At 43.5% G+C, this 23,555-nt stretch carries 17 protein-coding genes, 1 tRNA gene and 3 rRNA genes; 7 read left to right on the top strand and 14 right to left on the bottom strand.

Annotated elements, in window-relative coordinates; all coding sequences use genetic code 11:
- Positions 1-79: 79 nt before the first annotated feature.
- From ACY3ZI_RS02885 to idi, 4 genes are all read left to right on the top strand, one after another.
- A complete protein-coding gene (locus ACY3ZI_RS02885; RefSeq protein WP_211886767.1) occupies positions 80-1,000 on the top strand; it encodes a DUF808 domain-containing protein in 921 nt (306 codons plus the stop codon).
- 74 nt (positions 1,001-1,074) lie between these two features.
- Positions 1,075-2,853, top strand: coding sequence for a nitrate/nitrite two-component system sensor histidine kinase NarX (gene narX / locus ACY3ZI_RS02880; RefSeq protein WP_211886769.1), 1,779 nt, complete (start codon positions 1,075-1,077; stop codon positions 2,851-2,853).
- Positions 2,854-2,907: 54 nt separating this feature from the next.
- Complete coding sequence (narL, locus tag ACY3ZI_RS02875; protein ID WP_487375951.1) at positions 2,908-3,546, top strand: two-component system response regulator NarL; 639 nt, start codon at positions 2,908-2,910, stop codon at positions 3,544-3,546.
- 177 nt (positions 3,547-3,723) lie between these two features.
- Entirely contained in the window at positions 3,724-4,245 is a 522-nt protein-coding gene (gene idi, locus ACY3ZI_RS02870; protein ID WP_154599534.1) for an isopentenyl-diphosphate Delta-isomerase, read from the top strand.
- A gap of 390 nt (positions 4,246-4,635) precedes the next feature.
- Here idi and rrf read toward each other — a convergent pair.
- The 8 genes from rrf to pepQ all read right to left on the bottom strand — a co-directional run bounded on the left by rrf (position 4,636) and on the right by pepQ (position 14,184).
- Positions 4,636-4,751, bottom strand: a 5S ribosomal RNA gene (rrf, locus tag ACY3ZI_RS02865).
- 139 nt (positions 4,752-4,890) lie between these two features.
- Positions 4,891-7,796: ribosomal RNA gene (locus ACY3ZI_RS02860) — 23S ribosomal RNA — on the bottom strand.
- A 226-nt stretch (positions 7,797-8,022) separates the two neighbouring features.
- Positions 8,023-8,098 (bottom strand) — tRNA-Glu (locus ACY3ZI_RS02855).
- Between the two features lie 85 nt (positions 8,099-8,183).
- Positions 8,184-9,722 (bottom strand): 16S ribosomal RNA (locus ACY3ZI_RS02850).
- Together the 16S, 23S and 5S rRNA genes with 1 tRNA gene alongside form the textbook arrangement of a ribosomal RNA operon.
- A 461-nt stretch (positions 9,723-10,183) precedes the next feature.
- Positions 10,184-10,708 (bottom strand): menaquinone-dependent protoporphyrinogen IX dehydrogenase, encoded by a 525-nt coding sequence (hemG, locus tag ACY3ZI_RS02845; protein WP_108479349.1) that lies wholly within the window; start codon positions 10,706-10,708, stop codon positions 10,184-10,186.
- Positions 10,709-10,756: 48 nt separating this feature from the next.
- A complete protein-coding gene (gene trkH / locus ACY3ZI_RS02840; RefSeq protein WP_108479348.1) occupies positions 10,757-12,208 on the bottom strand; it encodes a Trk system potassium transporter TrkH in 1,452 nt (483 codons plus the stop codon).
- 15 nt (positions 12,209-12,223) lie between these two features.
- Positions 12,224-12,850: an IMPACT family protein gene (locus ACY3ZI_RS02835; RefSeq protein ID WP_036954919.1), complete on the bottom strand. Its 627-nt coding sequence runs from the start codon at positions 12,848-12,850 to the stop codon at positions 12,224-12,226.
- A complete protein-coding gene (gene pepQ, locus ACY3ZI_RS02830) occupies positions 12,850-14,184 on the bottom strand; it encodes a Xaa-Pro dipeptidase (protein ID WP_211887830.1) in 1,335 nt (444 codons plus the stop codon). The genes ACY3ZI_RS02835 and pepQ overlap by 1 nt, the downstream gene beginning before the upstream one ends.
- Positions 14,185-14,442: 258 nt before the next feature.
- Between pepQ and fadB the strand changes: the two genes are divergently transcribed.
- Complete coding sequence (gene fadB, locus ACY3ZI_RS02825; RefSeq protein ID WP_487375950.1) at positions 14,443-16,635, top strand: fatty acid oxidation complex subunit alpha FadB; 2,193 nt, start codon at positions 14,443-14,445, stop codon at positions 16,633-16,635.
- Between the two features lie 4 nt (positions 16,636-16,639).
- On the top strand, positions 16,640-17,806 hold the full coding sequence (gene fadA, locus ACY3ZI_RS02820; protein WP_036954926.1) for an acetyl-CoA C-acyltransferase FadA: 1,167 nt from the start codon (positions 16,640-16,642) through the stop codon (positions 17,804-17,806).
- A 276-nt stretch (positions 17,807-18,082) separates the two neighbouring features.
- Here fadA and fre read toward each other — a convergent pair whose 3' ends face one another.
- From fre to pepE, 3 genes are all read right to left on the bottom strand, one after another.
- Positions 18,083-18,784, bottom strand: coding sequence for an NAD(P)H-flavin reductase (gene fre, locus ACY3ZI_RS02815; protein ID WP_036954929.1), 702 nt, complete (start codon positions 18,782-18,784; stop codon positions 18,083-18,085).
- Positions 18,785-18,794: 10 nt separating this feature from the next.
- Positions 18,795-20,267 (bottom strand): 4-hydroxy-3-polyprenylbenzoate decarboxylase, encoded by a 1,473-nt coding sequence (gene ubiD / locus ACY3ZI_RS02810; protein ID WP_006658346.1) that lies wholly within the window; start codon positions 20,265-20,267, stop codon positions 18,795-18,797.
- Positions 20,268-20,378: 111 nt separating this feature from the next.
- Complete coding sequence (gene pepE, locus ACY3ZI_RS02805) at positions 20,379-21,104, bottom strand: dipeptidase PepE (RefSeq protein ID WP_036954932.1); 726 nt, start codon at positions 21,102-21,104, stop codon at positions 20,379-20,381.
- A 174-nt stretch (positions 21,105-21,278) separates the two neighbouring features.
- Between pepE and rfaH the strand changes: the two genes are divergently transcribed.
- Positions 21,279-21,773, top strand: a complete 495-nt coding sequence (gene rfaH, locus ACY3ZI_RS02800; RefSeq protein ID WP_487375949.1) for a transcription/translation regulatory transformer protein RfaH — start codon at positions 21,279-21,281, stop codon at positions 21,771-21,773.
- Between the two features lie 90 nt (positions 21,774-21,863).
- Here the strand turns inward: rfaH and tatC are convergent, their stop codons facing one another.
- From tatC to tatA, 3 genes are read right to left on the bottom strand one after another with little or no spacing between them, the layout of a single operon-like run.
- Positions 21,864-22,625, bottom strand: coding sequence for a Sec-independent protein translocase subunit TatC (tatC, locus tag ACY3ZI_RS02795; protein WP_487375948.1), 762 nt, complete (start codon positions 22,623-22,625; stop codon positions 21,864-21,866).
- Positions 22,626-22,628: 3 nt separating this feature from the next.
- Positions 22,629-23,180, bottom strand: coding sequence for a Sec-independent protein translocase protein TatB (gene tatB, locus ACY3ZI_RS02790; protein ID WP_487375947.1), 552 nt, complete (start codon positions 23,178-23,180; stop codon positions 22,629-22,631).
- 3 nt (positions 23,181-23,183) lie between these two features.
- A complete protein-coding gene (gene tatA / locus ACY3ZI_RS02785) occupies positions 23,184-23,471 on the bottom strand; it encodes a twin-arginine translocase TatA/TatE family subunit (protein ID WP_487375946.1) in 288 nt (95 codons plus the stop codon).
- Between the last annotated feature and the right edge of the window lie 84 nt (positions 23,472-23,555).

Below are 23,555 nucleotides of genomic sequence, written 5' to 3'. Positions count from 1 at the left end.
CAAATCGCTGTGAACTAATTTTGACTTATCTTACCTAAGAAATGTCAATTATACCTCACCTTAACAAAAGGATCCTCCTGTGGCTGGAAGTAGCTTACTTGCCTTATTAGATGATATTGCAGCAGTTTTAGATGATGTGTCCGTGATGACAAAAATGGCGGCAAAAAAAACATCTGGTGTTCTGGGTGATGACCTCGCTTTAAATGCGCAACAAGTCACAGGCGTTCGCGCTGAAAGAGAGATCCCTGTCGTCTTGGCTGTCGCAAAGGGCTCATTCATCAACAAACTCATTTTAGTCCCACTAGCATTACTGATTAGCGCTTTCATTCCGTGGGCAGTCACACCATTATTAATGATTGGAGGCGCATATCTCTGCTTTGAAGGCGCTGAAAAACTTGCCCATAAGTATCTACACAAACATGAAATCTCACCATCAGAAGCAGCACGAGAAGCTCAGCGTTCAGAACAAGAAATAGCAGCATTTGAAAAACAAAAAATTAAAGGTGCAATCCGTACTGATTTTGTTTTATCGGCGGAAATTATCGCTATTACTTTAGGTATCGTTTCTTCAACAACGCTCCTAAACCAATTTGCAGTTTTATCAATTATTGCCATTGTCATGACTGTCGGGGTGTATGGATTAGTTGCTGGTATAGTCAAACTAGATGACTTAGGCTTCTATCTACAGAAAAAAGCCTCTACTTTGCTGCGTAAATGCGGTAATGGGTTAATTTATGTAACCCCTTATTTAATGAAAACATTATCTGTTGTAGGAACGGCCGCGATGTTTATGGTCGGAGGGGGGATACTCACTCACGGAATTACCTATCTGCATTTATGGATCGAAAAAATGGCAGAAAAGACAGGCAGCATCAGTGTTGTTGGTAATACACTACAATTTTTGACTCCTTCTATTCTTAATTTAATTTTTGGTCTAGTTATCGGTTTACTTATTGTTTTCATTATTAACTTTTTTGCTCGATTTAAAAAAACAAAATAAAGCTAAAAACTGACTAATATCCTTAAATACATTATGGTAATAGTCAGTTTATTTTGTATCAGGAAAAAGAGAGAATGCCGACACTTTACCGACGATTTTCGATCATCAACCAGGTTATTGGGTTAATGCTACTTATTGCTGTTTTAGGCATTATCGGTATGACAATTTCCAACCGTATGATCATCAGTGTACAAGGCAATGCTCATGCCATTAACACATCAGGTTCCTTGCGCATGCAAAGTTACCGCCTACTTTCTTTAACGCCCATAAACCAGCATAGTCAGAATTATCTTGATGAATTAGAGAAAGACTTACTCAGCCCCGAACTCACCCAAGTGGTTAAAATTGAAAACCTTACACCTGAATTTAATAAAATACATGAATTTTGGCTAAACACTTTAAGACCCGCACTCACAAAAGCATCTTCACCTGATGATGCCCGTTATGAAGTCATTACTTTTGTTAATATGCTCAATGAGTTAGTTCATAATATTGATGATAAAACTGAGAAAAAAATAGCTTACGTTGCCATGACTCAGCTTATTTTTATTAGCTTAGTCTTTTTACTGTTGATGGGAACAATCTGGCATTTGAGACGAAAAATTTATTACCCATGGATGAAACTGCTTTCTATGGTTAATGCTATTGGGCGTAAAGACTTTACTCAGCGCTATCCCATGAAGAATAATAAGCAAGATGAGCTCAATGCCCTAGGTGAAACCCTCAATCATATGTCTGATGAGCTGGCACAAAGTTACCACCAACTCGAAGAACGTGTGGCAGAAAAAACCGCGGACTTACTCGCTAAAAACCGGGTTTTGTCATATCTTTATCAATCAAATCAAATATTACACTCATCGGAAACGCTTTATTCAAGATTACAAAAAGTTCTCACAGAGCTGAAAAACATTACGCAGCTAGAGAACCTACGCCTCAAATTATATGAAGATAGCAATGAACAATATTTTCATGAAATCTCTTATGCCACGACCAATCTCGAAATAGATAAAACAAAGCTATCTTCCACTAATCAGCATCCATTACACAATGATCCAGCAAAAGAATATCAAACGTTACAGTGGGATCTCTCTGATAACATGCACCGATATGGTGTAATTATTGGTGAAATTGAGCAAAAACAATCATTTTCTGATGAAAAAAACAGATTGGTTCTTATGCTAGCGAAACAGATTTCAGGTATGCTCACCATGGAGCAACAGATAGAGCAACAGCAGCAGCTGCTAATTATGGATGAACGTGCCGCTATTGCCAGAGAGCTTCATGACTCTATCGCGCAATCACTCTCATGTTTAAAAATGCAAATTAGCTATCTGCAAATGCAACCAGAACCATTACCAGAAACAACGCTACATTTGCTCAATGAGATGCGTACAGAAATTAATACTGCATACAGCCAGTTACGGGAATTATTAACGACTTTCCGCTTGAAACTCACTGAATCAGGTCTATTACCTTCACTCAAAAGTACTTTAGGTGAATTTAGTGGGCGTATTGGCTTTAATATTCAGCTTCATTATGAAATTCCAGCGAAAAGTATCTCACCACACCAATCTATCCACATAATACAAATAATTCGGGAAGCACTAAGTAATATTCTAAAGCATGCCAATGCAACTTGGGCTAAAGTTTCATTAAGCCAACATAGAGGCACTGTCACCATTACAATTGATGATAATGGCAATGGTATTGATGACAATCCAAATAAACTTAACCATTATGGCCTCATTATTATGAGAGAAAGAGCACTTAGCCTGAATGGCGAGTGCTACATTACTCAACGTGCCGGAGGGGGAACCGAAGTGAAAGTCACATTCCCCTTATCTGACATCTAAAACATCTGATATTTAGAACACCGGATCAAATCATTCATGGAGACTAAAAATATAATGACCGAAAAATCAACGATCCTACTTATTGATGATCACCCAATGCTCCGAAATGGTGTAAAACAGCTGATTAGCTTAGAGCCTTCACTTCAAGTTATCGGTGAAGCTGGAGATGGCAAAATAGGTATTCAGATAGCAGAAGAGCAAGATCCTGACCTGATCCTTTTAGATCTCAATATGCCTGGAATGAATGGCTTTGAAACCCTAGATGAACTCAGAAAACGTGAACTTTCAGGCAGAATTATTCTCTTTACCGTATCGAATTATAGTGATGATTTGATCAGTGCGCTTAAGCGAGGTGCTGATGGTTATTTGCTAAAAGATATGGAGCCTGAAGAACTGATTATCGCACTCAAAGAAGCCGCAAGTGGAAAAATGGTGGTTAGCCCGACATTAACCTCTGTCCTTGCTGAATCATTAAGAGAAAATCAATCACAAAATGAAAGCGATGCAATCGCACTAACGCCACGAGAATCCGACATTTTAGAGCTTATCGCTCAAGGATTATCGAATAAAATGATTGCTCGAAATTTAGATATCGCAGAGAGCACAGTAAAAGTACATGTAAAACATTTACTTAAAAAACTAAATCTAAAATCTAGAGTCGAAGCTGCTGTCTGGGTGCTCCAACAAAAATAATATTTCTTCATAATACCGTCTTCATTCATAGCTAAATGATTGATTCATCTAGCTATGAATGCACTTATCAATCTCACTGTACAAATTAACAAAGGCTATTAATAGCTCTAATCTACAAGTCATTTTTTTCCAGTTATAATAAGCTTGCTTTGACTCTTACTGATACAGATTACCCTTATGATAGAAGAACAACTTATTTTAGTTAATGAACAAGACACACCAATTGGTAGCATGCCAAAACTACTTGCTCATCAGCAAGGCTGCCTACATCGTGCATTTTCTATCTTTATTTATAACCGTAAGAACGAATTACTCATTCAACAACGCGCATTTCATAAATATCATTCCGCTGGGCAGTGGGCAAACTCCTGCTGTAGCCATCCAAGGCCGCAAGAAGATACCCATGATGCAGCTTTACGCCGCTTAACAGAAGAACTCGGGTTTTCAACTTCATTAACTCATGTTGGTGAGTTTATTTATAAAGCTGATGTGAATGGCGGGCTAATTGAGCATGAGTATGACCACCTATTTGTGGGCTACTATGACAATCAAGTCATTCCTAATCCTGAAGAAGTCAGTGCTACCTGCTGGATTAGCCTTGAAACTTTAGCCCAAGAAATCAGTACTCATCCTGAAAAATTTACTCCGTGGTTCAAGAAAATCTGGGAAAAATACCCGTTACTGAATTTTTCTTCCTAATCCTTCTTTTATATTACGTCAGCCATAACGTATTCCTTTTTTCTCTGTTACCAGATAGTCTTCTCATAAGCAACAGATAGTATAACCAATTAATATATAGCTATTTTCTTACAATAGAATAACTAGAATGGTTGAAATTTTTGAGTCAGAACAAAAGGCGATACTAAGGTTTTACTGTTAATTTAGGACTAAGATTCGGTTTTAGCTTGAGATTTGAAATTATATCGGATCAAATATTCACCCATTAAAGTGCTTTTATTGATAAGCTCTGAAGGGGGCTGTTGCGATAATCACGCTTCAAAGGATGACTATCTTGCCTTTTATCACCTATTTTTTAAGTCCCCAAACGCAAAAAAGCCACCCAATGGGTGGCTTCTCGGCTAATTTAATGTCTGGCAGTTCCCTACTCTCACATGGGGAGACCCCACACTACCATCGGCGCTACGGCGTTTCACTGCTGAGTTCGGCATGGGGTCAGGTGGGACCACCGCGCTATTGCCGCCAGACAAATTCTGTTTATCCCCGTTACCTTTTGGTAACCAGAATATCAATCTTGAACAAGCTGTTGTGTCCTTCACCTTTCGGCTTCTCACTGGCTTTGAAAATCAACTCAATCTCTCTTCTCGAAAACACCTTCGGTGTTGTCAGGTTAAGCCTCACGGTTCATTAGTATTGGTTAGCTCAACGTATCGCTACGCTTACACACCCAACCTATCAACGTCTTAGTCTTAAACGTTCCTTTAGGACCCTTAAAGAGTCAGGGAAGACTCATCTCAAGGCAAGTTTCCCGCTTAGATGCTTTCAGCGGTTATCTCTTCCGCACTTAGCTACCGGGCAATGCCATTGGCATGACAACCCGAACACCAGTGGTGCGTCCACTCCGGTCCTCTCGTACTAGGAGCAGCCCCTTTCAATCTTCCAACGCCCACGGCAGATAGGGACCGAACTGTCTCACGACGTTCTAAACCCAGCTCGCGTACCACTTTAAACGGCGAACAGCCGTACCCTTGGGACCTACTTCAGCCCCAGGATGTGATGAGCCGACATCGAGGTGCCAAACACCGCCGTCGATATGAACTCTTGGGCGGTATCAGCCTGTTATCCCCGGAGTACCTTTTATCCGTTGAGCGATGGCCCTTCCATACAGAACCACCGGATCACTAAGACCTACTTTCGTACCTGCTCGAGCCGTCACTCTCGCAGTCAAGCTGGCTTATGCCTTTGCACTAACCGCATGATGTCCGACCATGCTTAGCCAACCTTCGTGCTCCTCCGTTACTCTTTGGGAGGAGACCGCCCCAGTCAAACTACCCACCAGACACTGTCCGCACCCCGGATTACGGGGCTACGTTAGAACATCAAACATTAAAGGGTGGTATTTCAAGGTTGGCTCCACGCAGACTGGCGTCCACGCTTCAAAGCCTCCCACCTATCCTACACATCAAGGCTCAATGTTCAGTGTCAAGCTATAGTAAAGGTTCACGGGGTCTTTCCGTCTTGCCGCGGGTACACTGCATCTTCACAGCGAGTTCAATTTCACTGAGTCTCGGGTGGAGACAGCCTGGCCATCATTACGCCATTCGTGCAGGTCGGAACTTACCCGACAAGGAATTTCGCTACCTTAGGACCGTTATAGTTACGGCCGCCGTTTACTGGGGCTTCGATCAAGAGCTTCTCCTTACGGATAACCCCATCAATTAACCTTCCAGCACCGGGCAGGCGTCACACCGTATACGTCCACTTTCGTGTTTGCACAGTGCTGTGTTTTTAATAAACAGTTGCAGCCAGCTGGTATCTGCGACTGGCTTCAGCTCCATGAGTAAATCACTTCACCTAATGCCAGCGTGCCTTCTCCCGAAGTTACGGCACCATTTTGCCTAGTTCCTTCACCCGAGTTCTCTCAAGCGCCTGAGTATTCTCTACCTGACCACCTGTGTCGGTTTGGGGTACGATTAATGATAATCTAGAGCTTAGAGGCTTTTCCTGGAAGCGGGGTATGAGCTACTTCGCCACCGTAGTGACTCGTCATCAGACCTCAGCATATAGTGAACCGGATTTGCCTAATTCACCTGCCTACATCCTTAAACCGGGACAACCGTCGCCCGGCCAGCCTAACCTTCTCCGTCCCCCCATCGCAATTATCACCAGTACGGGAATATTAACCCGTTTCCCATCGACTACGCATTTCTGCCTCGCCTTAGGGGTCGACTCACCCTGCCCCGATTAACGTTGGACAGGAACCCTTGGTCTTCCGGCGTGCGGGTTTTTCACCCGCATTATCGTTACTTATGTCAGCATTCGCACTTCTGATACCTCCAGCATGCCTCACAGCACACCTTCACAGGCTTACAGAACGCTCCCCTACCCAACAATATTTACATATCGCTGCCGCAGCTTCGGTGCATAGTTTAGCCCCGTTACATCTTCCGCGCAGGCCGACTCGACCAGTGAGCTATTACGCTTTCTTTAAATGATGGCTGCTTCTAAGCCAACATCCTGGCTGTCTGAGCCTTCCCACTTCGTTTCCCACTTAACTATGACTTTGGGACCTTAGCTGGCGGTCTGGGTTGTTTCCCTCTTCACGACGAACGTTAGCACCCGCCGTGTGTCTCCCGTGATAACATTCTTCGGTATTCGTAGTTTGCATCGAGTTGGTAAGTCGGGATGACCCCCTAGTCGAAACAGTGCTCTACCCCCGAAGATGAGTTCACGAGGCGCTACCTAAATAGCTTTCGGGGAGAACCAGCTATCTCCCGGTTTGATTGGCCTTTCACCCCCAGCCACAAGTCATCCGCTAATTTTTCAACATTAGTCGGTTCGGTCCTCCAGTTAGTGTTACCCAACCTTCAACCTGCCCATGGCTAGATCACCGGGTTTCGGGTCTATACCCTGCAACTCATTCGCCCAGTTAAGACTCGGTTTCCCTACGGCTCCCCTATACGGTTAACCTTGCTACAGAATATAAGTCGCTGACCCATTATACAAAAGGTACGCAGTCACACCACAAGGGTGCTCCCACTGCTTGTACGTACACGGTTTCAGGTTCTATTTCACTCCCCTCGCCGGGGTTCTTTTCGCCTTTCCCTCACGGTACTGGTTCACTATCGGTCAATCAGGAGTATTTAGCCTTGGAGGATGGTCCCCCCATATTCAGACAGGATAACACGTGTCCCGCCCTACTCGTCGAGTTCACAACACTAACACCTTCGGATACGGGGCTATCACCCTTTACTGCCGGCCTTTCCAGACCGTTCTCCTGATGCTAATGCTGATTAAGACTCTGGGCTGCTCCCCGTTCGCTCGCCGCTACTAGGGGAATCTCGGTTGATTTCTTTTCCTCGAGGTACTGAGATGTTTCAGTTCCCTCGGTTCGCCTCGTTTGACTATGTATTCATCAAACGATAGTGCAACGAATTGCACTGGGTTTCCCCATTCGGAAATCGTCGGTTATAACGGTTCATATCACCTTACCGACGCTTATCGCAGATTAGCACGTCCTTCATCGCCTCTGATTGCCTAGGCATCCACCGTGTACGCTTAGTCGCTTAACCTCACAACCCGAAGGTGTCTTTACCAACTGACCCGACGGTCAATTGAACACATTCACGTTGAGATTTTTGAGAGACTCTCACATTGTTTAAGCGATAAACAATGTGCGTTGTTTTCAATTTTCAGCTTGTTCCAGATTGTTAAAGAGCATAATTGTTAAACCAACTACAACGTAATTGGCTTAATCATTATTTGTGGGGAACGTCTTTCACTCATTCTCCGCGCAATTGGCGTCCCCTAGGGGATTCGAACCCCTGTTACCGCCGTGAAAGGGCGGTGTCCTAGGCCTCTAGACGAAGGGGACACTACAGTCAGCTTCGCAGACGCGCTTTTTGCTCTACTTTCTATCAGACAATCTGTGTGAGCACTTCACAAAAACACTTCAATGGTAAGGAGGTGATCCAACCGCAGGTTCCCCTACGGTTACCTTGTTACGACTTCACCCCAGTCATGAATCACAAAGTGGTAAGCGCCCTCCCGAAGGTTAAGCTACCTACTTCTTTTGCAACCCACTCCCATGGTGTGACGGGCGGTGTGTACAAGGCCCGGGAACGTATTCACCGTAGCATTCTGATCTACGATTACTAGCGATTCCGACTTCATGGAGTCGAGTTGCAGACTCCAATCCGGACTACGACGTACTTTATGAGTTCCGCTTGCTCTCGCGAGGTCGCTTCTCTTTGTATACGCCATTGTAGCACGTGTGTAGCCCTACTCGTAAGGGCCATGATGACTTGACGTCATCCCCACCTTCCTCCGGTTTATCACCGGCAGTCTCCTTTGAGTTCCCGACCGAATCGCTGGCAACAAAGGATAAGGGTTGCGCTCGTTGCGGGACTTAACCCAACATTTCACAACACGAGCTGACGACAGCCATGCAGCACCTGTCTCAGAGTTCCCGAAGGCACCAAAGCATCTCTGCTAAGTTCTCTGGATGTCAAGAGTAGGTAAGGTTCTTCGCGTTGCATCGAATTAAACCACATGCTCCACCGCTTGTGCGGGCCCCCGTCAATTCATTTGAGTTTTAACCTTGCGGCCGTACTCCCCAGGCGGTCGATTTAACGCGTTAGCTCCGGAAGCCACTCCTCAAGGGAACAACCTCCAAATCGACATCGTTTACAGCGTGGACTACCAGGGTATCTAATCCTGTTTGCTCCCCACGCTTTCGCACCTGAGCGTCAGTCTTTGTCCAGGGGGCCGCCTTCGCCACCGGTATTCCTCCACATCTCTACGCATTTCACCGCTACACATGGAATTCTACCCCCTCTACAAGACTCTAGCTGACCAGTCTTAGATGCCATTCCCAGGTTAAGCCCGGGGATTTCACATCTAACTTAATCAACCGCCTGCGTGCGCTTTACGCCCAGTAATTCCGATTAACGCTTGCACCCTCCGTATTACCGCGGCTGCTGGCACGGAGTTAGCCGGTGCTTCTTCTGTTGGTAACGTCAATCGCTGATGATATTAGCATCAGCGCCTTCCTCCCAACTGAAAGTACTTTACAACCCTAAGGCCTTCTTCATACACGCGGCATGGCTGCATCAGGCTTGCGCCCATTGTGCAATATTCCCCACTGCTGCCTCCCGTAGGAGTCTGGGCCGTGTCTCAGTCCCAGTGTGGCTGATCATCCTCTCAGACCAGCTAGGGATCGTCGCCTTGGTGAGCCATTACCTCACCAACTAGCTAATCCCATATGGGTTCATCCGATAGCGCAAGGACCGAAGTTCCCCTGCTTTGCTCCTAAGAGATTATGCGGTATTAGCTACCGTTTCCAGTAGTTATCCCCCTCTATCGGGCAGATCCCCATACATTACTCACCCGTCCGCCGCTCGTCAGCGAGAAGCAAGCTTCCCCTGTTACCGCTCGACTTGCATGTGTTAGGCCTGCCGCCAGCGTTCAATCTGAGCCATGATCAAACTCTTCAATTAAAAAGCTTGATGCTCAAAGAATGTTTACTGTCGTTTGATTTCCGAAGAAACCAAATTACCTATTAGTTCATATATATGAATTAACGTGTTAGTCACTCTTCAAGACTTAAAATCAAATATTTTTTTGATAGTGTCCTGTGAGTGCCCACACAGATTGTCTGATAAATTGTTAAAGAGCGGTGCGACTTAATCTTTTGATTATCGACTTTAGGTCGTTGTCGCGAGGTGTCGTATACTACGTTTTTTATTTAGAAAGTCAAGCGATTATTTTCAACTATTTTCTTTCTTCACCTCTGTTATCACGGGGCTTCGAGGTTTTCTTCGAGCCGGTTTGTCGTGACAACGGATGCGCATTATAGGGAGTCGCAGAAATCCTGCAAGTGTTTTTTGAATATTTTTATTCGACCGTTTTCTTTTTAAACAAATCGCGCAAAACAACCACGATTTGTTTAAATATCAAGCTAGAGATTATCAAATTCAGTTGCGAAAGCCGCAACATTATCCCAATTGGTATATTCAATTTCTGTATTTGGGTCGGTTGGTCCGTCTGTCATTTTCATAATGAGCCGGATCATCACTCTATCAAACCATTTATAGCGAGGGTAAAACAGCGCGCCTGCAAAAACAGACTTCACGGTCGGCTGCCATGGGCACTTCTCTAAGAACTTACGAGTATAGGCATTCGTCTCAACGGTATTCTTGCCTTCTTTTCTTGCTGTAAGGTTAACGGCAAAGAACCCCGTCTTCATCGAATTAAGTTGAGTTTGATGGGTTGTAGCAAAACGCACTAACTGCTTATTGAAATGCCCATAACGAATAGAAGCTCCCACTAGCACCTTTTCGTAAGCAGATAAGTTAAAACTTTTATCTGAATTCAAATCACGAATATCACACTCACGCCCAGCGCGACGTAATTGATCTGCCATTTTAAGTATGATTTTTTTGGTTTGCCCATCGGTGCTTGAGTGCAAAAGTAGATAACTCATTTTTATTCCTAATCGTTACTATCTATATACGTTAGCGGCGCAGCTATATTACTCACGCCAGAAAGTAGGGGTCAGTAATACTAATAAAGTAAACACTTCCAAACGACCAAACAGCATCGTGACAACTAAAATCCATTTACCTGCAGGATTCATTGTCGTGAAGTTATCAGCAACAGTACCTAGGCCTGGACCTAAGTTATTCAACGTTGTTGCAATCGCTGAGAATGCAGAAAACTCATCCACCCCAGTGGCGATTAAAAGCAGCAAGCTAACCACGAAAACTAAAGCATAAGCAGAGAAGAATCCCCAGACAGCTTCAATGATCCTTTCTGGCAGTGCCCGTTGTCCTAATTTAATGGTATAGACCGCATTAGGATGCACTAATCGTTTTAACTCTCGGGAACCTTGCAGGAACAGTAAAAGGATACGAATCACTTTTAATCCCCCACCCGTTGACCCTGCACAACCACCGACAAACGCCGCACATAGTAGAAGCATTGGCAAGAACAGCGGCCAGCCAGAAAAACTGTCAGTGGTGAAACCCGCAGTGGTCGCCATCGAGACCACTTGGAAAAAGGCTTGATCCAACGTTTGCCCAAAGCCAGCATATACGGAGTGATACATCAGCACCGCGGTACAGATCACGACTAGAACAAACTGGAAACTGATGAACATTCTAAACTCAGGGTCGCGCCAATAAATTCCGAGGCTTCTTCCCGTTAAAACCGCAAAGTGCAAGCCAAAGTTACAACCCGAGATAATTAGAAACACGCCAATAATGGTATTAATGGCAGGACTATTAAAGTAGCCTATGCTGGCATCATGAGTAGAAAACCCACCGATCGCGATGGTTGAAAAACTGTGTGATATCGCATCGAACACATCCATACCAGCGATCCATAATGCAATCGCACACGCGATAGTTAGCAACACATAAATAAGCCAAAGGGTTTTTGCTGTTTCCGCAATTCGCGGACGCATTTTGTTATCTTTTAATGGCCCCGGCATCTCTGCACGATAGAGCTGCATCCCCCCGACACCTAAGAGAGGCAAAATCGCGACGGCGAGTACAATGATCCCCATCCCTCCAAGCCATTGCAGCATCTGCCGATAGAATAAGATCGCTTTCGGAAGAGAGTCTAATCCCGTCAGAGTTGTTGCACCGGTGGTTGTTAGCCCAGAAAAGGACTCAAAGAAGGCATCTGTAACAGATAAATTGGGTTTTTCAGAGAAGATAAACGGCAGTGCCCCGACACTCCCTAGCACCGTCCAAAACAGAACAACAATTAAAAAACCTTCTTTTGCTTTTAATTCATGTCGACTATTTCGCGTAGGCAGCCATAAAAAAAGCCCAATCAGCAACGCCGTTATAAAAGTTTGACTGAATGCTCGTCCCGCACCATCGCGATATATCAGTGCGACAATACCAGGTATGACCATAGTAAAAGAGAAGATAATGACGAGTAACCCGACAATACGAGTTATTGCGCGAAAATGCATTCGGCCGGTTCCTTGCTATGCTGTTTGCTCTTGTGACGGTTCTAAGAGAGTAACTTCCCCACGACTGATATCACGTAATTTATCATTGACCTCCTGCTCACAAGTAGCAGGAATAGAAATTTGCAAAGATACAGACTCATTATAATCACTGAGCAATATAGTACCATTTACCTGAGCTAATAATTGCTCAACTCCATTGATAAGTGAGTAATCACATACCACATTGAAGATTTTTTGAGGGACTTTAGTTTGTGTTGGGAGTAACTTCAGCGCTTGCTGAACCCCACTACCATAAGCACGGACTAACCCACCCGTACCTAGCTTTATTCCACCAAAATAACGCACAACAACGCAAGTGATCTCACCTAAGTTGCTACCTAATAGCTGCGCCATGATGGGTTTACCTGCCGTTCCCGTAGGCTCTCCATCATCGGAAAAACCTAATTGCTGGGAATCATCAGGTCGCCCCGCAACAAATGCCCAGCAATGGTGCCGGGCATCGGGGTATTGCGCTTTAATCGATTGAATATAATCTTTCGCAGCGTCAATACCCTCGGTATGAGCGATATAAGTAATAAAACGGCTTTTTTTGATCTCTTCCGAAAAAGAGATCGTTTCTGCCGGAATTGAGTACGCTTTCATTACGGTAAATGCAAATCTCGAGTCATATTTTCAATATGGTTATGATGGATAACGATATTATCTTCAATTCGAATACCACCATAAGGTTTGAAGTGCTCGATTTTATCCCAATTAAAGTGCTGACTGAACTCCCCTGTACGCCACGCAGAAAGCAAGGACTCAATAAAGTAAAGACCCGGTTCGATAGTTAACACCATTCTTGGTTCCAAAATACGAGTGCAGCGTAAGAATGGATACATTTTCGGTGCAGCTAAATGGGTACCATCTTCATCCTGCATAAAGCCTGCTACATCATGCACTTGTAAACCTAATGGATGACCTAACCCATGTGGTAAAAATGGTGTTGTTAAACCATTTTCAACCATAGCATCTTCGCTAATCCCTTTCACAATTCCATGCTTAGCAAGTAATTTCGCAATACGGTGATGCATATCTACATGGTAATCGGTATAACGCACGCCAGCTTTAATTGAAGCGATCAGAGCGAGTTGTTCTGTATTCAAATCTCCAACTAATTCTGCAAACTCACTTTTGTTCTTAGCCGCATAAGTACGAGTAATATCAGCGGCATAACCGTTATACTCAGCACCAGCATCAATCAAGAAGCTACGTAATTCACTCGGAGTCGTTTGCTGTAATTTAGTGTAGTGAAGCACGGCTGCATTTTCATTTAAAGCTACAATGTTACCGTAAGGCACATTCGTATCACGATGCCCTGTCGCTTCTAAATAGCTAATATTAATATCAAACTCACTTGCCCCAGCTTGAAAAGCTTCGAAAGCTGATAAATGACCATTCACCGCCATTTTTTGGGCTTCGCGCATACAGTACAGCTCATAGTCTGTCTTATATGAACGGTGATAGTGATAATAATCGAGTACAGGTTTTGGGTTGATATTGTGTGTCGAAATACCTAAAGATTCGGCTTTGTTTGCAGAGGAGCCGATATAAGCTAGATGCTCTTTCGGTAAATTCGCTAAAAAGCCTTTAATTTCATCCGCATTTTTCAGATGAATAAGCTCAACTTCTTTCGTCCAGAAGCTAGTTGGTAAAGGTTCAACGCTATGCCAATAATCAACTGGTGAGTAAAACCATAACTTCGGTTTATTCACTCCATCGACTAATAACCAAGAATGCGGGACGTCCGTCACTGGAACCCATGCTTTGAAATGTGGATTCACTTTAAATGGGTAGTCACTATCATCGAGGAAAATGCGAATTGGCTCTCCTGAATGAATCAAGATGGCATCTAATTTACTGCGTTGCAAAACTTGCTGAGTCGTTTTTTGTAGCGTTTTAATATGTTCTGCGTAGAGTCCAGCCAGTTTTTCCATTTCGTTCAACCTTTCAGTATTAGTTAGAAAAATCAAGCTTATCACGTTCTGCTAATAACGTGTATGCACTCAATGACAAGATAAGATTAATGCATTGATTATTAATAGAAATATCATTTTCACCTTGTGTTATTTACCTTAATTCCTGTGAGCCGCCTTCCAGTTTTGTTATTAATCATTTGCATTTAATTAACATTATCGTCACACTGATTTTCATCTGGTCATACCAGATAAGACCGCCACATAAAGGAGAACAGCATGCTTTATCAAAGTGAGACAATCTCTATTCAATGGTTGAAAAAAGGTATTGCAGAACTGGTGTTTAACTCATCAGGACCAATCAATAAATTGGATACTCATACCGTCGCTTCACTTGATGAAGCAGTTGCAGTACTCGAACAACAAAGCGATTTACAAGGCGTTATTTTGCGCTCAGATAAACCCGCTTTTATTGTTGGCGCAGATATTAAAGAATTTTTATCCCTATTCGACGCATCCAAAGAAACCCTCAGTGAATGGCTTGGTTACGCGAATAGTATATTTAATCGCCTTGAAGATCTCCCTGTTCCAACTATTAGCGCAATTAATGGTTATGCCCTAGGCGGTGGATGTGAGTGTGTACTCGCTACCGATTTTAGAATTGCGTCACCCGATGCCAGAATTGGCTTACCTGAAACAAAGTTAGGAATTATGCCTGGCTTTGGCGGATCAGTCCGTTTGCCTCGACTTATTGGTCTTGATAGCGCTCTGGAAATTATCACTGCGGGTAAAGATGTGAGTGGATCTCAAGCACTGAAACTCGGTTTAGTGGATGCGATTGTCGAAACTGAAAAATTACCACAGGCAGCCTTGCACATCATCGAACAAGCTATTTCTGGCGCATTAAATTGGCGTCAAGCACGGCAGCCAAAACTTGAGCCGCTAAAACTTAGCGCACTAGAGCAAGCAATGAGCTTTAACGTTGCTAAAGGTATGGTCTATCAAGTTGCTGGAAAACACTATCCAGCACCAATGAGTGCAGTCAATACTATCGAGAAAGCTGCAAACTGCACTCGAGATGAAGCACTGAAACATGAAACTGCTGCTTTCGTCCCGCTGGCTCATAGTGATGTTGCTCGTGCATTAGTTAGCGTTTTTCTGAATGATCAACAGGTTAAATCGACCAGTAAAAAAATCGCAGGTTCCTCTACTGCACCGGCACACGCAGCTGTACTGGGTGCAGGCATTATGGGTGGAGGTATTGCTTATCAATCTGCGAGCAAGGGTGTTCCCGTTCTGATGAAGGATATCAATGAGAAATCCTTAGATTTAGGTATTGATGAAGCTAGAAAGCTGCTTAATGGTCAATTTGAACGAGGAAAAATCACTGCAGATAAGATGGCAACAACCTTAGCCTCTATCCATCCGTCTTTATCTTATGCTGGCATTGATAATTCTCAGGTGGTCGTTGAAGCTGTCGTTGAAAACCCTAAAATAAAAGCCGCCGTGTTATCCGAAGTGGAATCACTAATCACATCAGAGACTATACTGGCTTCAAATACTTCAACTATTCCAATCACTGAACTAGCGAACTCTCTTAAACGCCCAGAAAACTTCTGTGGTATGCATTTTTTCAATCCTGTTCATCGCATGCCTTTGGTCGAAATTATTCGAGGTGAAAAAACCAGTGATGCCGCCATCGCTAAAGTGGTTGCTTATGCGAATAAAATGGGAAAAACCCCTATTGTTGTAAATGACTGCCCTGGCTTTTTCGTTAACCGCGTTCTTTTCCCTTATTTCGCTGGGTTTAACTTATTACTTCAAGATGGCGCCGATTTTAGAGAAATCGATAAAGTCATGGAAAAAGAATTTGGTTGGCCAATGGGGCCGGCTTATCTACTTGATGTTGTCGGGATTGATACCGCATTTCATGCAGAGCAAGTCATGGCTCAAGGATTTCCGCAAAGAATGCAAAAAGTCGGTAAGAACGCCATCGATATTATGTTTGAACAACAACGTTTTGGTCAGAAAAATGGCAAAGGCTTTTATCAATATGAAAAAGATAAAAAAGGAAAGCCAAAGAAAATTGATGACCCAAAAACCGATGAATTATTAAGTTCGATTCGCCAAAGTAAGCGTTCATTTACTAAAGATGAAATTATTGCTCGAATGATGGCGCCAATGGTGAACGAAGTGGTTCGCTGCCTTGAAGAAGGCATTATACAAAGCCCTTCAGATGCCGATATTGCGCTAGTTTATGGACTTGGTTTCCCGCCATTCCGCGGAGGTGTTTTCTGCTATCTTGATACACTCGGTAGCCAGTCTTATGTCAAAACTGCGGAATCCTACTCCCATTTAAGCCCGCTTTATCAAGTTCCAAATGGATTGAAAGAAAAAGCGGCCACTAACGCCAGATACTATCCGCAGCCACCGGTTGTGGCTATTGATGTTAAAAAAGTTGCGAGAGGTTAATCCTATGGAAAATGTCTTCATTATTGATGGTATACGCACACCAATGGGCCGTTCCAAAGGCGGTGTATTTCGTCATGTAAGAGCAGAAGACCTCTCTGCACACCTGATGAATGCAATTTTTGAACGCAATCCCAATGCGAAAAAGAAAGAGTTGGATGACATTATTTGGGGATGTGTTCAGCAAACCTTAGAGCAAGGTTTTAACATCGCAAAAAATGCTGCTTTATTGACTGATATTCCTCATACAGTTCCTGCGGTCACGGTCAATCGCCTATGTGGTTCTTCGATGCAAGCCATTCATGACGCAAGCCGTTTCATTATGACTGGAGATGCTCATTCCGTTTTGATTGGAGGTGTTGAGCATATGGGTCATGTTCCAATGACTCACGGTATTGATTTCAATCCAAAGCTCACATTACGCGTAGCAAAAGCCTCTGGAGCCATGGGTTTAACTGCCGAAATGCTCGCCAAAATGTATAAAATCAGTCGCGAAGAACAAGATGCCTTTGCATTGAGATCTCACCAACGCGCGGCAGCGGCAACTAAGAATGGTAAATTTAGCCGTGAAATCGTTCCGATTTCAGGACATGACGCTGATGGCAATCTTATTTCAATCAACTATGACGAAGTCATCCGTTTTGATGCCAATTTGGAAGGACTTGCTGCATTAAGACCCGCTTTCGACCCTGTCAGTGGTACCGTGACCGCAGGTAATTCGTCAGCATTGTCCGATGGTGCTTCAGCCATGCTACTTGCCAGTGAGTCTTATGCCAAACTGCATGGATTGAAACCTCGTGCAAAAATTCGCGCCATGGCCGTGGTTGGTTGCGATCCTTCAATCATGGGTTTTGGGCCAGTTCCTGCCACTGAATTAGCATTAAAGCGTGCGGGGCTGACGTTGAATGATATTGATATTATTGAACTTAATGAAGCTTTCGCGGCTCAGTCTATTGCTTGCCTAAAAGGGCTGCAAATTTCAGAAAGCCAAGTGGATCAGAAAGTGAATTTAAGTGGTGGAGCAATCGCTTTAGGGCACCCTCTCGGTTGCTCTGGCGCAAGGATCACAACTGCGTTACTTAATCAGTTAGAACAACATGATAAGCAGTTTGGTTTAGCTACAATGTGTATTGGATTTGGGCAAGGCATCGCCACAATTATCGAAAGAGTCTAATTCATTTTGCCGTTACATTGTCGTATCTTGCAATGTTCCCGCCTAGTCAGGGGCGGGATTTTTTTATCCACGAACCAGCTCAGTGAAATCAATCAGCCAATCAACCAATCAACCAATCAACCAGAATATTGAATACAACTCAGTCCATCCCCTAAATAGTTCAGGTCACAGGTAGGCGGCAAGTAAAGCTATCCCTTGAGCATACTGGAGTATGTGATAGGGTAGCTTTATGAAGCTAACACCCCTGTGGCTTGAAATATGACGGGGATACTCAAATCACAAAAAGTCGAAGGCATCGCCGAACAACTGGGTGGACTTTGCCCCCCTCTCATTACAAAACCTATCCCGCGCAATCTTCGCCATCTCAAAACGACCCGCAATATAAATATCATGCCCAGATAAGTCACCGAAATCTTCTAGCACGGTACTCAAAACAGTTCCTGTTCTTCCACGCCAATTTTCATCCGGTTGCTCGACAACAGGGACCACTTTCAGATTAGGATAACGCTCACTAATAGCCTGCAATTCACCGAGGTCATACAAATGCTCTAACTGGCGACCGCCCCAATAGAAAGTAATATCCCGTTGAGGGTTTTCAGCCAAAGCAGCCAATAGAATAGAATGGGTATAAGAGAAGCCGGTACCGCCTGCGATCAAGATCATCGGGTTTTGGCTATTTTCGCGGAACCACGCTTTACCGTGAGGAATATCAATATCAATACGTTGCTGTTCTAAAATGCGATCCATCACCGCCATAGCGTATAAATTAAATTCCGACGCGCCAATATGCAGTTCGATAGATTGATTATTTTCGGGAGTAGAAGCCATAGAGAATGGTCGTTTGTCTCTTTCATCCATAACGACCATAAGATATTGACCCGCTTTAAAATGAAAAGGTCCGTCTGGCAACAAAATAACCCGATAAACTGTATCCGTGATAGATTCAACAGATGTGACTTTACAGCTCAAAGTTGCCATGATTTTCCTCTTACTTTTCAATAATATTTAACTGTTCCCAGATATCATCTACGCGGGATTTGACACTCTGCGTCATGACAATAGGGCGTCCCCATTCACGGTTGGTTTCTCCCGGCCATTTATTGGTCGCATCCATTCCCATTTTGGAACCAAGCCCAGAAATCGGTGATGCAAAATCGAGATAATCAATCGGCGTGTTTTCCATCATGACAGTATCACGAGCAGGATCCATACGTGTTGTGATGGCCCAAATAACATCTTTCCAATCACGAGCATTGATATCATCATCACAAACAATCACGAACTTCGTATACATAAATTGGCGCAGGTAAGACCAGACGCCCATCATTACTCTTTTTGCGTGTCCTGCATACTGTTTTTTCATGGTAACAACCGCCAGACGATAGGAACAACCTTCTGGTGGCAAATAGAAATCCACAATTTCAGGGAACTGCTTTTGCAAAATAGGCACTAAAACTTCGTTCAGCGCTTCCCCTAATACTGCAGGTTCATCTGGTGGACGGCCTGTATAGGTAGAGTGATAAATCGCATCGCGACGTTGAGTCACATGAGTCACAGTAAATACTGGGAAGTCATCAATCTCGTTATAATAACCAGTGTGGTCACCGTAAGGGCCTTCTGGTGCCATTTCGCCCGGTTCAATATATCCTTCAAGGATAATTTCCGCCCCTGCAGGAACCTCTAAGTCGTTAGAAATACACTTTACGACTTCCGTTTTATTGCCTCGGAGTAACCCAGCAAAAGCATATTCAGATAGCGTATCAGGAACTGGTGTCACTGCGCCTAAAATCGTTGCGGGGTCAGCACCTAGCGCCACAGCGACTGGGAATCGTTCACCTGGATGTGCCTGACACCACTCTTGGAAATCCAGCGCACCACCACGATGAGACAACCAACGCATAATAACTTTATTTTTGCCAAGGACTTGCTGGCGATAGATACCTAAATTTTGGCGTTCTTTATGGGGGCCTTTAGTGACCGTTAAGCCCCAAGTAATCAGTGGTGCAGCATCTTCCGGCCAGCAATGCATAACGGGGATCTTAGTCAGATCAACATCATCACCAGCCCAAATTTCCTCCTGACAAGGCGCTGAGCTTAAGCGTTTAGCTGGCATATTCAGCACTTGTTTGAATTTCGGCAACTTGTCCATTAAGTCACGAAAACCCTTAGGAGGATCCGGTTCTTTCAAGAAAGCGAGCAACTTACCCACATCATGTAAGGCTTTAATATCTTCTTGCCCCATTCCCATAGCAACGCGCTTGGTTGTACCAAACAAGTTACACAGAACGGGCATATTATAGCCTTTAGGGTTTTCGAATAGTAAGGCTGGTCCCCCTGCTCTTAGTGTACGATCTGCGATTTCAGTCATTTCCAAATAAGGGTCGACTTCCATCGTAATGCGTTTTAGTTCGCCTTGCTTTTCAAGCTGCGCGATGAAATCTCTAAGGTCACGGTATTTCATTATCTTCTTTTACTATTACAGGGGGAACCTCATTATAAGGTTCCCAGCCAAGGTTACAAGTTGCTGTTAAACATACTTAATAATCAATATCTTCAGATTAAGTATATCACTTTACTTGCAATCAAACGGAACATAATCCTTTAATGATACGGTATCAAATTGCTCAGGGAATGTTTTGTTGTGCTGAAACAGCTTGAAACCTTCATTTTTACCACTGAAGTAGCTTAATTCATTTCCTTTGATCTGTAATCCGCTACCTTCGCGTAACGCGACAACAACTTCATGAGGGTTAATAACACAGAATTCTTGTAAGCGCTCATCTCGTGTTTCACCCATATGCCCAGAAATATGCGCATCGATATAATGTGGGTTAATTTGCATTGGAAACAGCCCTAAAGACGGCATGATAACCGCATTGCTCACAGGCATATCATTCGTTGTACGAATACTTGGGGTCGCCACGTTACAACCCGCACTCCAACCAATGTAAGGTACACCGCGTTCACGTACTGCACGTTGGATAGCAACAATTAAGCCATTCTCATGCAAGCATTTGTTTAACCACCATGTATTACCGCCGCTAACAAGAATACATTCTGCTTGTTCGATGGCTTCTACTGGGCTCTCAAAATGTTCAATCGAAGTCACTTTAATACCTAAAGCATCGCTTAACTGCTCCGCACGCTCATCGTGAGAACCTCGTAAAACAGCATAAGGCACTAATACTGCTGACTTAATCTGTTTACGTTCAATCATTTCGCTAATTCTTGGTAATGCGTAACTTAGCCATACAGGGTTGCCGGAAAGTTTGCCATTACTCAGTAAAAAGATATCCATGGTGTCTCCTACAAAAAGTGTATTAACTGCTATGTTTATTGTGTATCTAATTTCGTAACTATCGAATTAATCTATACTTGTGTAGATGAATAATATTGTGCAACTCATCATTAGTCACATTCTTATGCCTTAATTTGTTATCATGAGCATAAATTTGTTGGATGGGATCAAAAAATGGAAAAATGGTATTTGCTGTATTGCAAACGAGGGCAACTGGATAGAGCGATTGAGCACTTAACTCGACAGCATGTGACTTGTATGACTCCAATGACTGAAATGGAGAAAGTCGTTCGAGGCAAGCGCACAGTTATTACTGAAGCGTTATTCCCCAATTACCTGTTTGTGAAATTCGACCATGAGCAAATTCATACAACCACCATCCAATCTACACGCGGTGTCAGCCACTTTATTCGCTTTGGCGCATTACCGGCTGAAGTTCCTGAAGAGATAATTGAACTCATACAACAAACGCCCGTCAGCCATACTCAATCACCGGATCTCCCCTCTCAGGGAGATAGTGTTGTCATTACTGAAGGTATTTTTGCCGGCGTTAAGGCCATCTTCAATGAACCAAATGGTGAGTCGCGCTCAATCCTCTTGCTTAACATCTTAAATACCACTGTCGCAAAAGTCATTGATAATACGCAATTTAGAAAAGAGTCTGAATAAATTTTTCACGATATGTTTGCTTCAAACTGGCATAAAAAAAGCCCATCGATTGAATGGGCTTTTTATTTCACAATAACGTTGTCACCGTGATTATTCTTCTGGCTCTTCTTCTTCGTCATCACCTCTACGTCGACCTTTGCCAACATAGAAATTAGATAGTAATACCCCAAGCTCAAACAGCAAATACATCGGTACTGCGAGTAAAGTTTGCGATAAAACATCTGGCGGAGTCAGGAACATCCCGACGATAAACGCACCCACTAAAATATATGGACGTTTACGTCTAAGTGATTCTGGAGTCGTTACGCCAGTCCAGCACAGTAAAATAATCGCGATTGGCACTTCAAACGCAGCCCCGAATGCCATGAACAATGTCATGACAAAACTGAGGTATTTGCTGATATCAGGTATAAAGTTAACGCTTTCTGGCGTTGTTTTTACAAAGAAGCCAAAAGCTAACGGGAATACCACAAAGTAAGCAAATGCCATTCCTAAATAGAATAGGAAGCTACTTGATACCAGCAACGGCAGCATTAATCGACGTTCATGCTTATACAGCGCAGGCGCGATAAATGCCCAAATTTGGTACAAAATGACGGGTATCGAAACAAATACAGATACCATCATGGTCAGTTTAATCGGGGTAAAAAACGTCGATGCCACGTCTGTCGCACTCATCTGAGAGCCAACAGGCAGCTTATCAATCAAAGGCGCAGCAACAAGGCGATAAATATCGTTTGAAAAATAAGCGAGCGCCGCAAAGACGATTAATACCGTAATCAAACAGTTTAGTAGCCGCTTTCTTAGTTCAATCAGGTGGCTAATAAGTGGTTGAGCATCATTGACAGCCATGTGTTATTTTTCACTTTCTGTTTGATTAGAGTTTGTTACTTTAGCATCGAGTAGCTTAGAGTCTGCAGGAGTTGTTGAAGCAGGTGTTGTTGAAGCAGGTTTTTCTTCAACAACTGCAGCCATCTTAGCAGCATACTCAGGATCAGGATCTGACTCTTGAGTTTGCGAAGAACTAGCATGGGATTCCTTTACCGCAGCATCGTAGTTTTCTGTGATCTCTTTTGCTTTGTTCAACTCAGATTGGACATCATTGGTTGTTGCCTGATAACCGCTTTGTAAAGACAAAGCAGCATGACGCAGGTCATCCATCGACTTTTTAAGTTCCGGAGAAAGAGTTTCCAAACCCGCCTTCTCTTCAACTTTTTTAAGAGTCTCTTGCAGTTCTTGCAATTTCAGTTCTTGTGATAGCTCATTCTGGACATTAGCAGCCATAGAGCGCATAGCACGAATCCAACCAGCAACAGTTCTCACTGCCACTGGTAGACGTTGGGGACCTAATACCACAAGACCGATGATCGCAACTAGCAGTAGTTCACTAAAACCTATGTCAAACACGGTTTATCCCTGCTCTTTATTTTTGCTCTCAACTGGGCTGTCTTTTCTCTCAGGAGCCTGTTGTTCAGTGATGTTTTTCGGTGCAAAATCAGCATCTTGCTTCTCTTGCTCTGCTTTCGCTTTTGCAGCTTCATCATCGCTCATTGCTTTTTTGAAGCCCTTAAGTGATTCGCCCAGATCAGAACCTAAAGAACGTAATTTCTTGGTGCCGAAAATTAAAATGATAAGCAAAGCAATGATAATTAATTGCCAAGGACTACCGAAAGCAGCCATTGCAAAAGTTGATTCCATTGTTAATACCTCTATAGTTTTGGGATCAATTGTAACTAACTCTATTATATACAACCAACGCTAAATACGGAAATGATCACAGCC

The sequence above is a fragment of the Providencia sp. LY12 genome, assembly GCF_057621555.1.
This window is presented reverse-complemented; position numbering and strand designations above follow the sequence as displayed.

Excerpts from the sequence above, each read along its gene's own strand:
- narL (WP_487375951.1), top strand. The coding sequence starts at position 2,908 with ATGACCGAAAAATCAACGATCCTACTTATTGATGATCACCCAATGCTC.
- pepQ (WP_211887830.1), bottom strand. The coding sequence starts at position 14,184 with ATGGAAAAACTGGCTGGACTCTACGCAGAACATATTAAAACGCTACAA.
- trkH (WP_108479348.1), bottom strand. The coding sequence starts at position 12,208 with ATGCATTTTCGCGCAATAACTCGTATTGTCGGGTTACTCGTCATTATC.
- hemG (WP_108479349.1), bottom strand. The coding sequence starts at position 10,708 with ATGAGTTATCTACTTTTGCACTCAAGCACCGATGGGCAAACCAAAAAA.
- tatA (WP_487375946.1), bottom strand. The coding sequence starts at position 23,471 with ATGGAATCAACTTTTGCAATGGCTGCTTTCGGTAGTCCTTGGCAATTA.
- rfaH (WP_487375949.1), top strand. The coding sequence starts at position 21,279 with ATGGAAAAATGGTATTTGCTGTATTGCAAACGAGGGCAACTGGATAGA.
- narX (WP_211886769.1), top strand. The coding sequence starts at position 1,075 with ATGCCGACACTTTACCGACGATTTTCGATCATCAACCAGGTTATTGGG.
- fadB (WP_487375950.1), top strand. The coding sequence starts at position 14,443 with ATGCTTTATCAAAGTGAGACAATCTCTATTCAATGGTTGAAAAAAGGT.
- tatC (WP_487375948.1), bottom strand. The coding sequence starts at position 22,625 with ATGGCTGTCAATGATGCTCAACCACTTATTAGCCACCTGATTGAACTA.
- fadA (WP_036954926.1), top strand. The coding sequence starts at position 16,640 with ATGGAAAATGTCTTCATTATTGATGGTATACGCACACCAATGGGCCGT.
- ACY3ZI_RS02835 (WP_036954919.1), bottom strand. The coding sequence starts at position 12,850 with ATGAAAGCGTACTCAATTCCGGCAGAAACGATCTCTTTTTCGGAAGAG.
- idi (WP_154599534.1), top strand. The coding sequence starts at position 3,724 with ATGATAGAAGAACAACTTATTTTAGTTAATGAACAAGACACACCAATT.
- ubiD (WP_006658346.1), bottom strand. The coding sequence starts at position 20,267 with ATGAAATACCGTGACCTTAGAGATTTCATCGCGCAGCTTGAAAAGCAA.
- pepE (WP_036954932.1), bottom strand. The coding sequence starts at position 21,104 with ATGGATATCTTTTTACTGAGTAATGGCAAACTTTCCGGCAACCCTGTA.
- fre (WP_036954929.1), bottom strand. The coding sequence starts at position 18,784 with ATGGCAACTTTGAGCTGTAAAGTCACATCTGTTGAATCTATCACGGAT.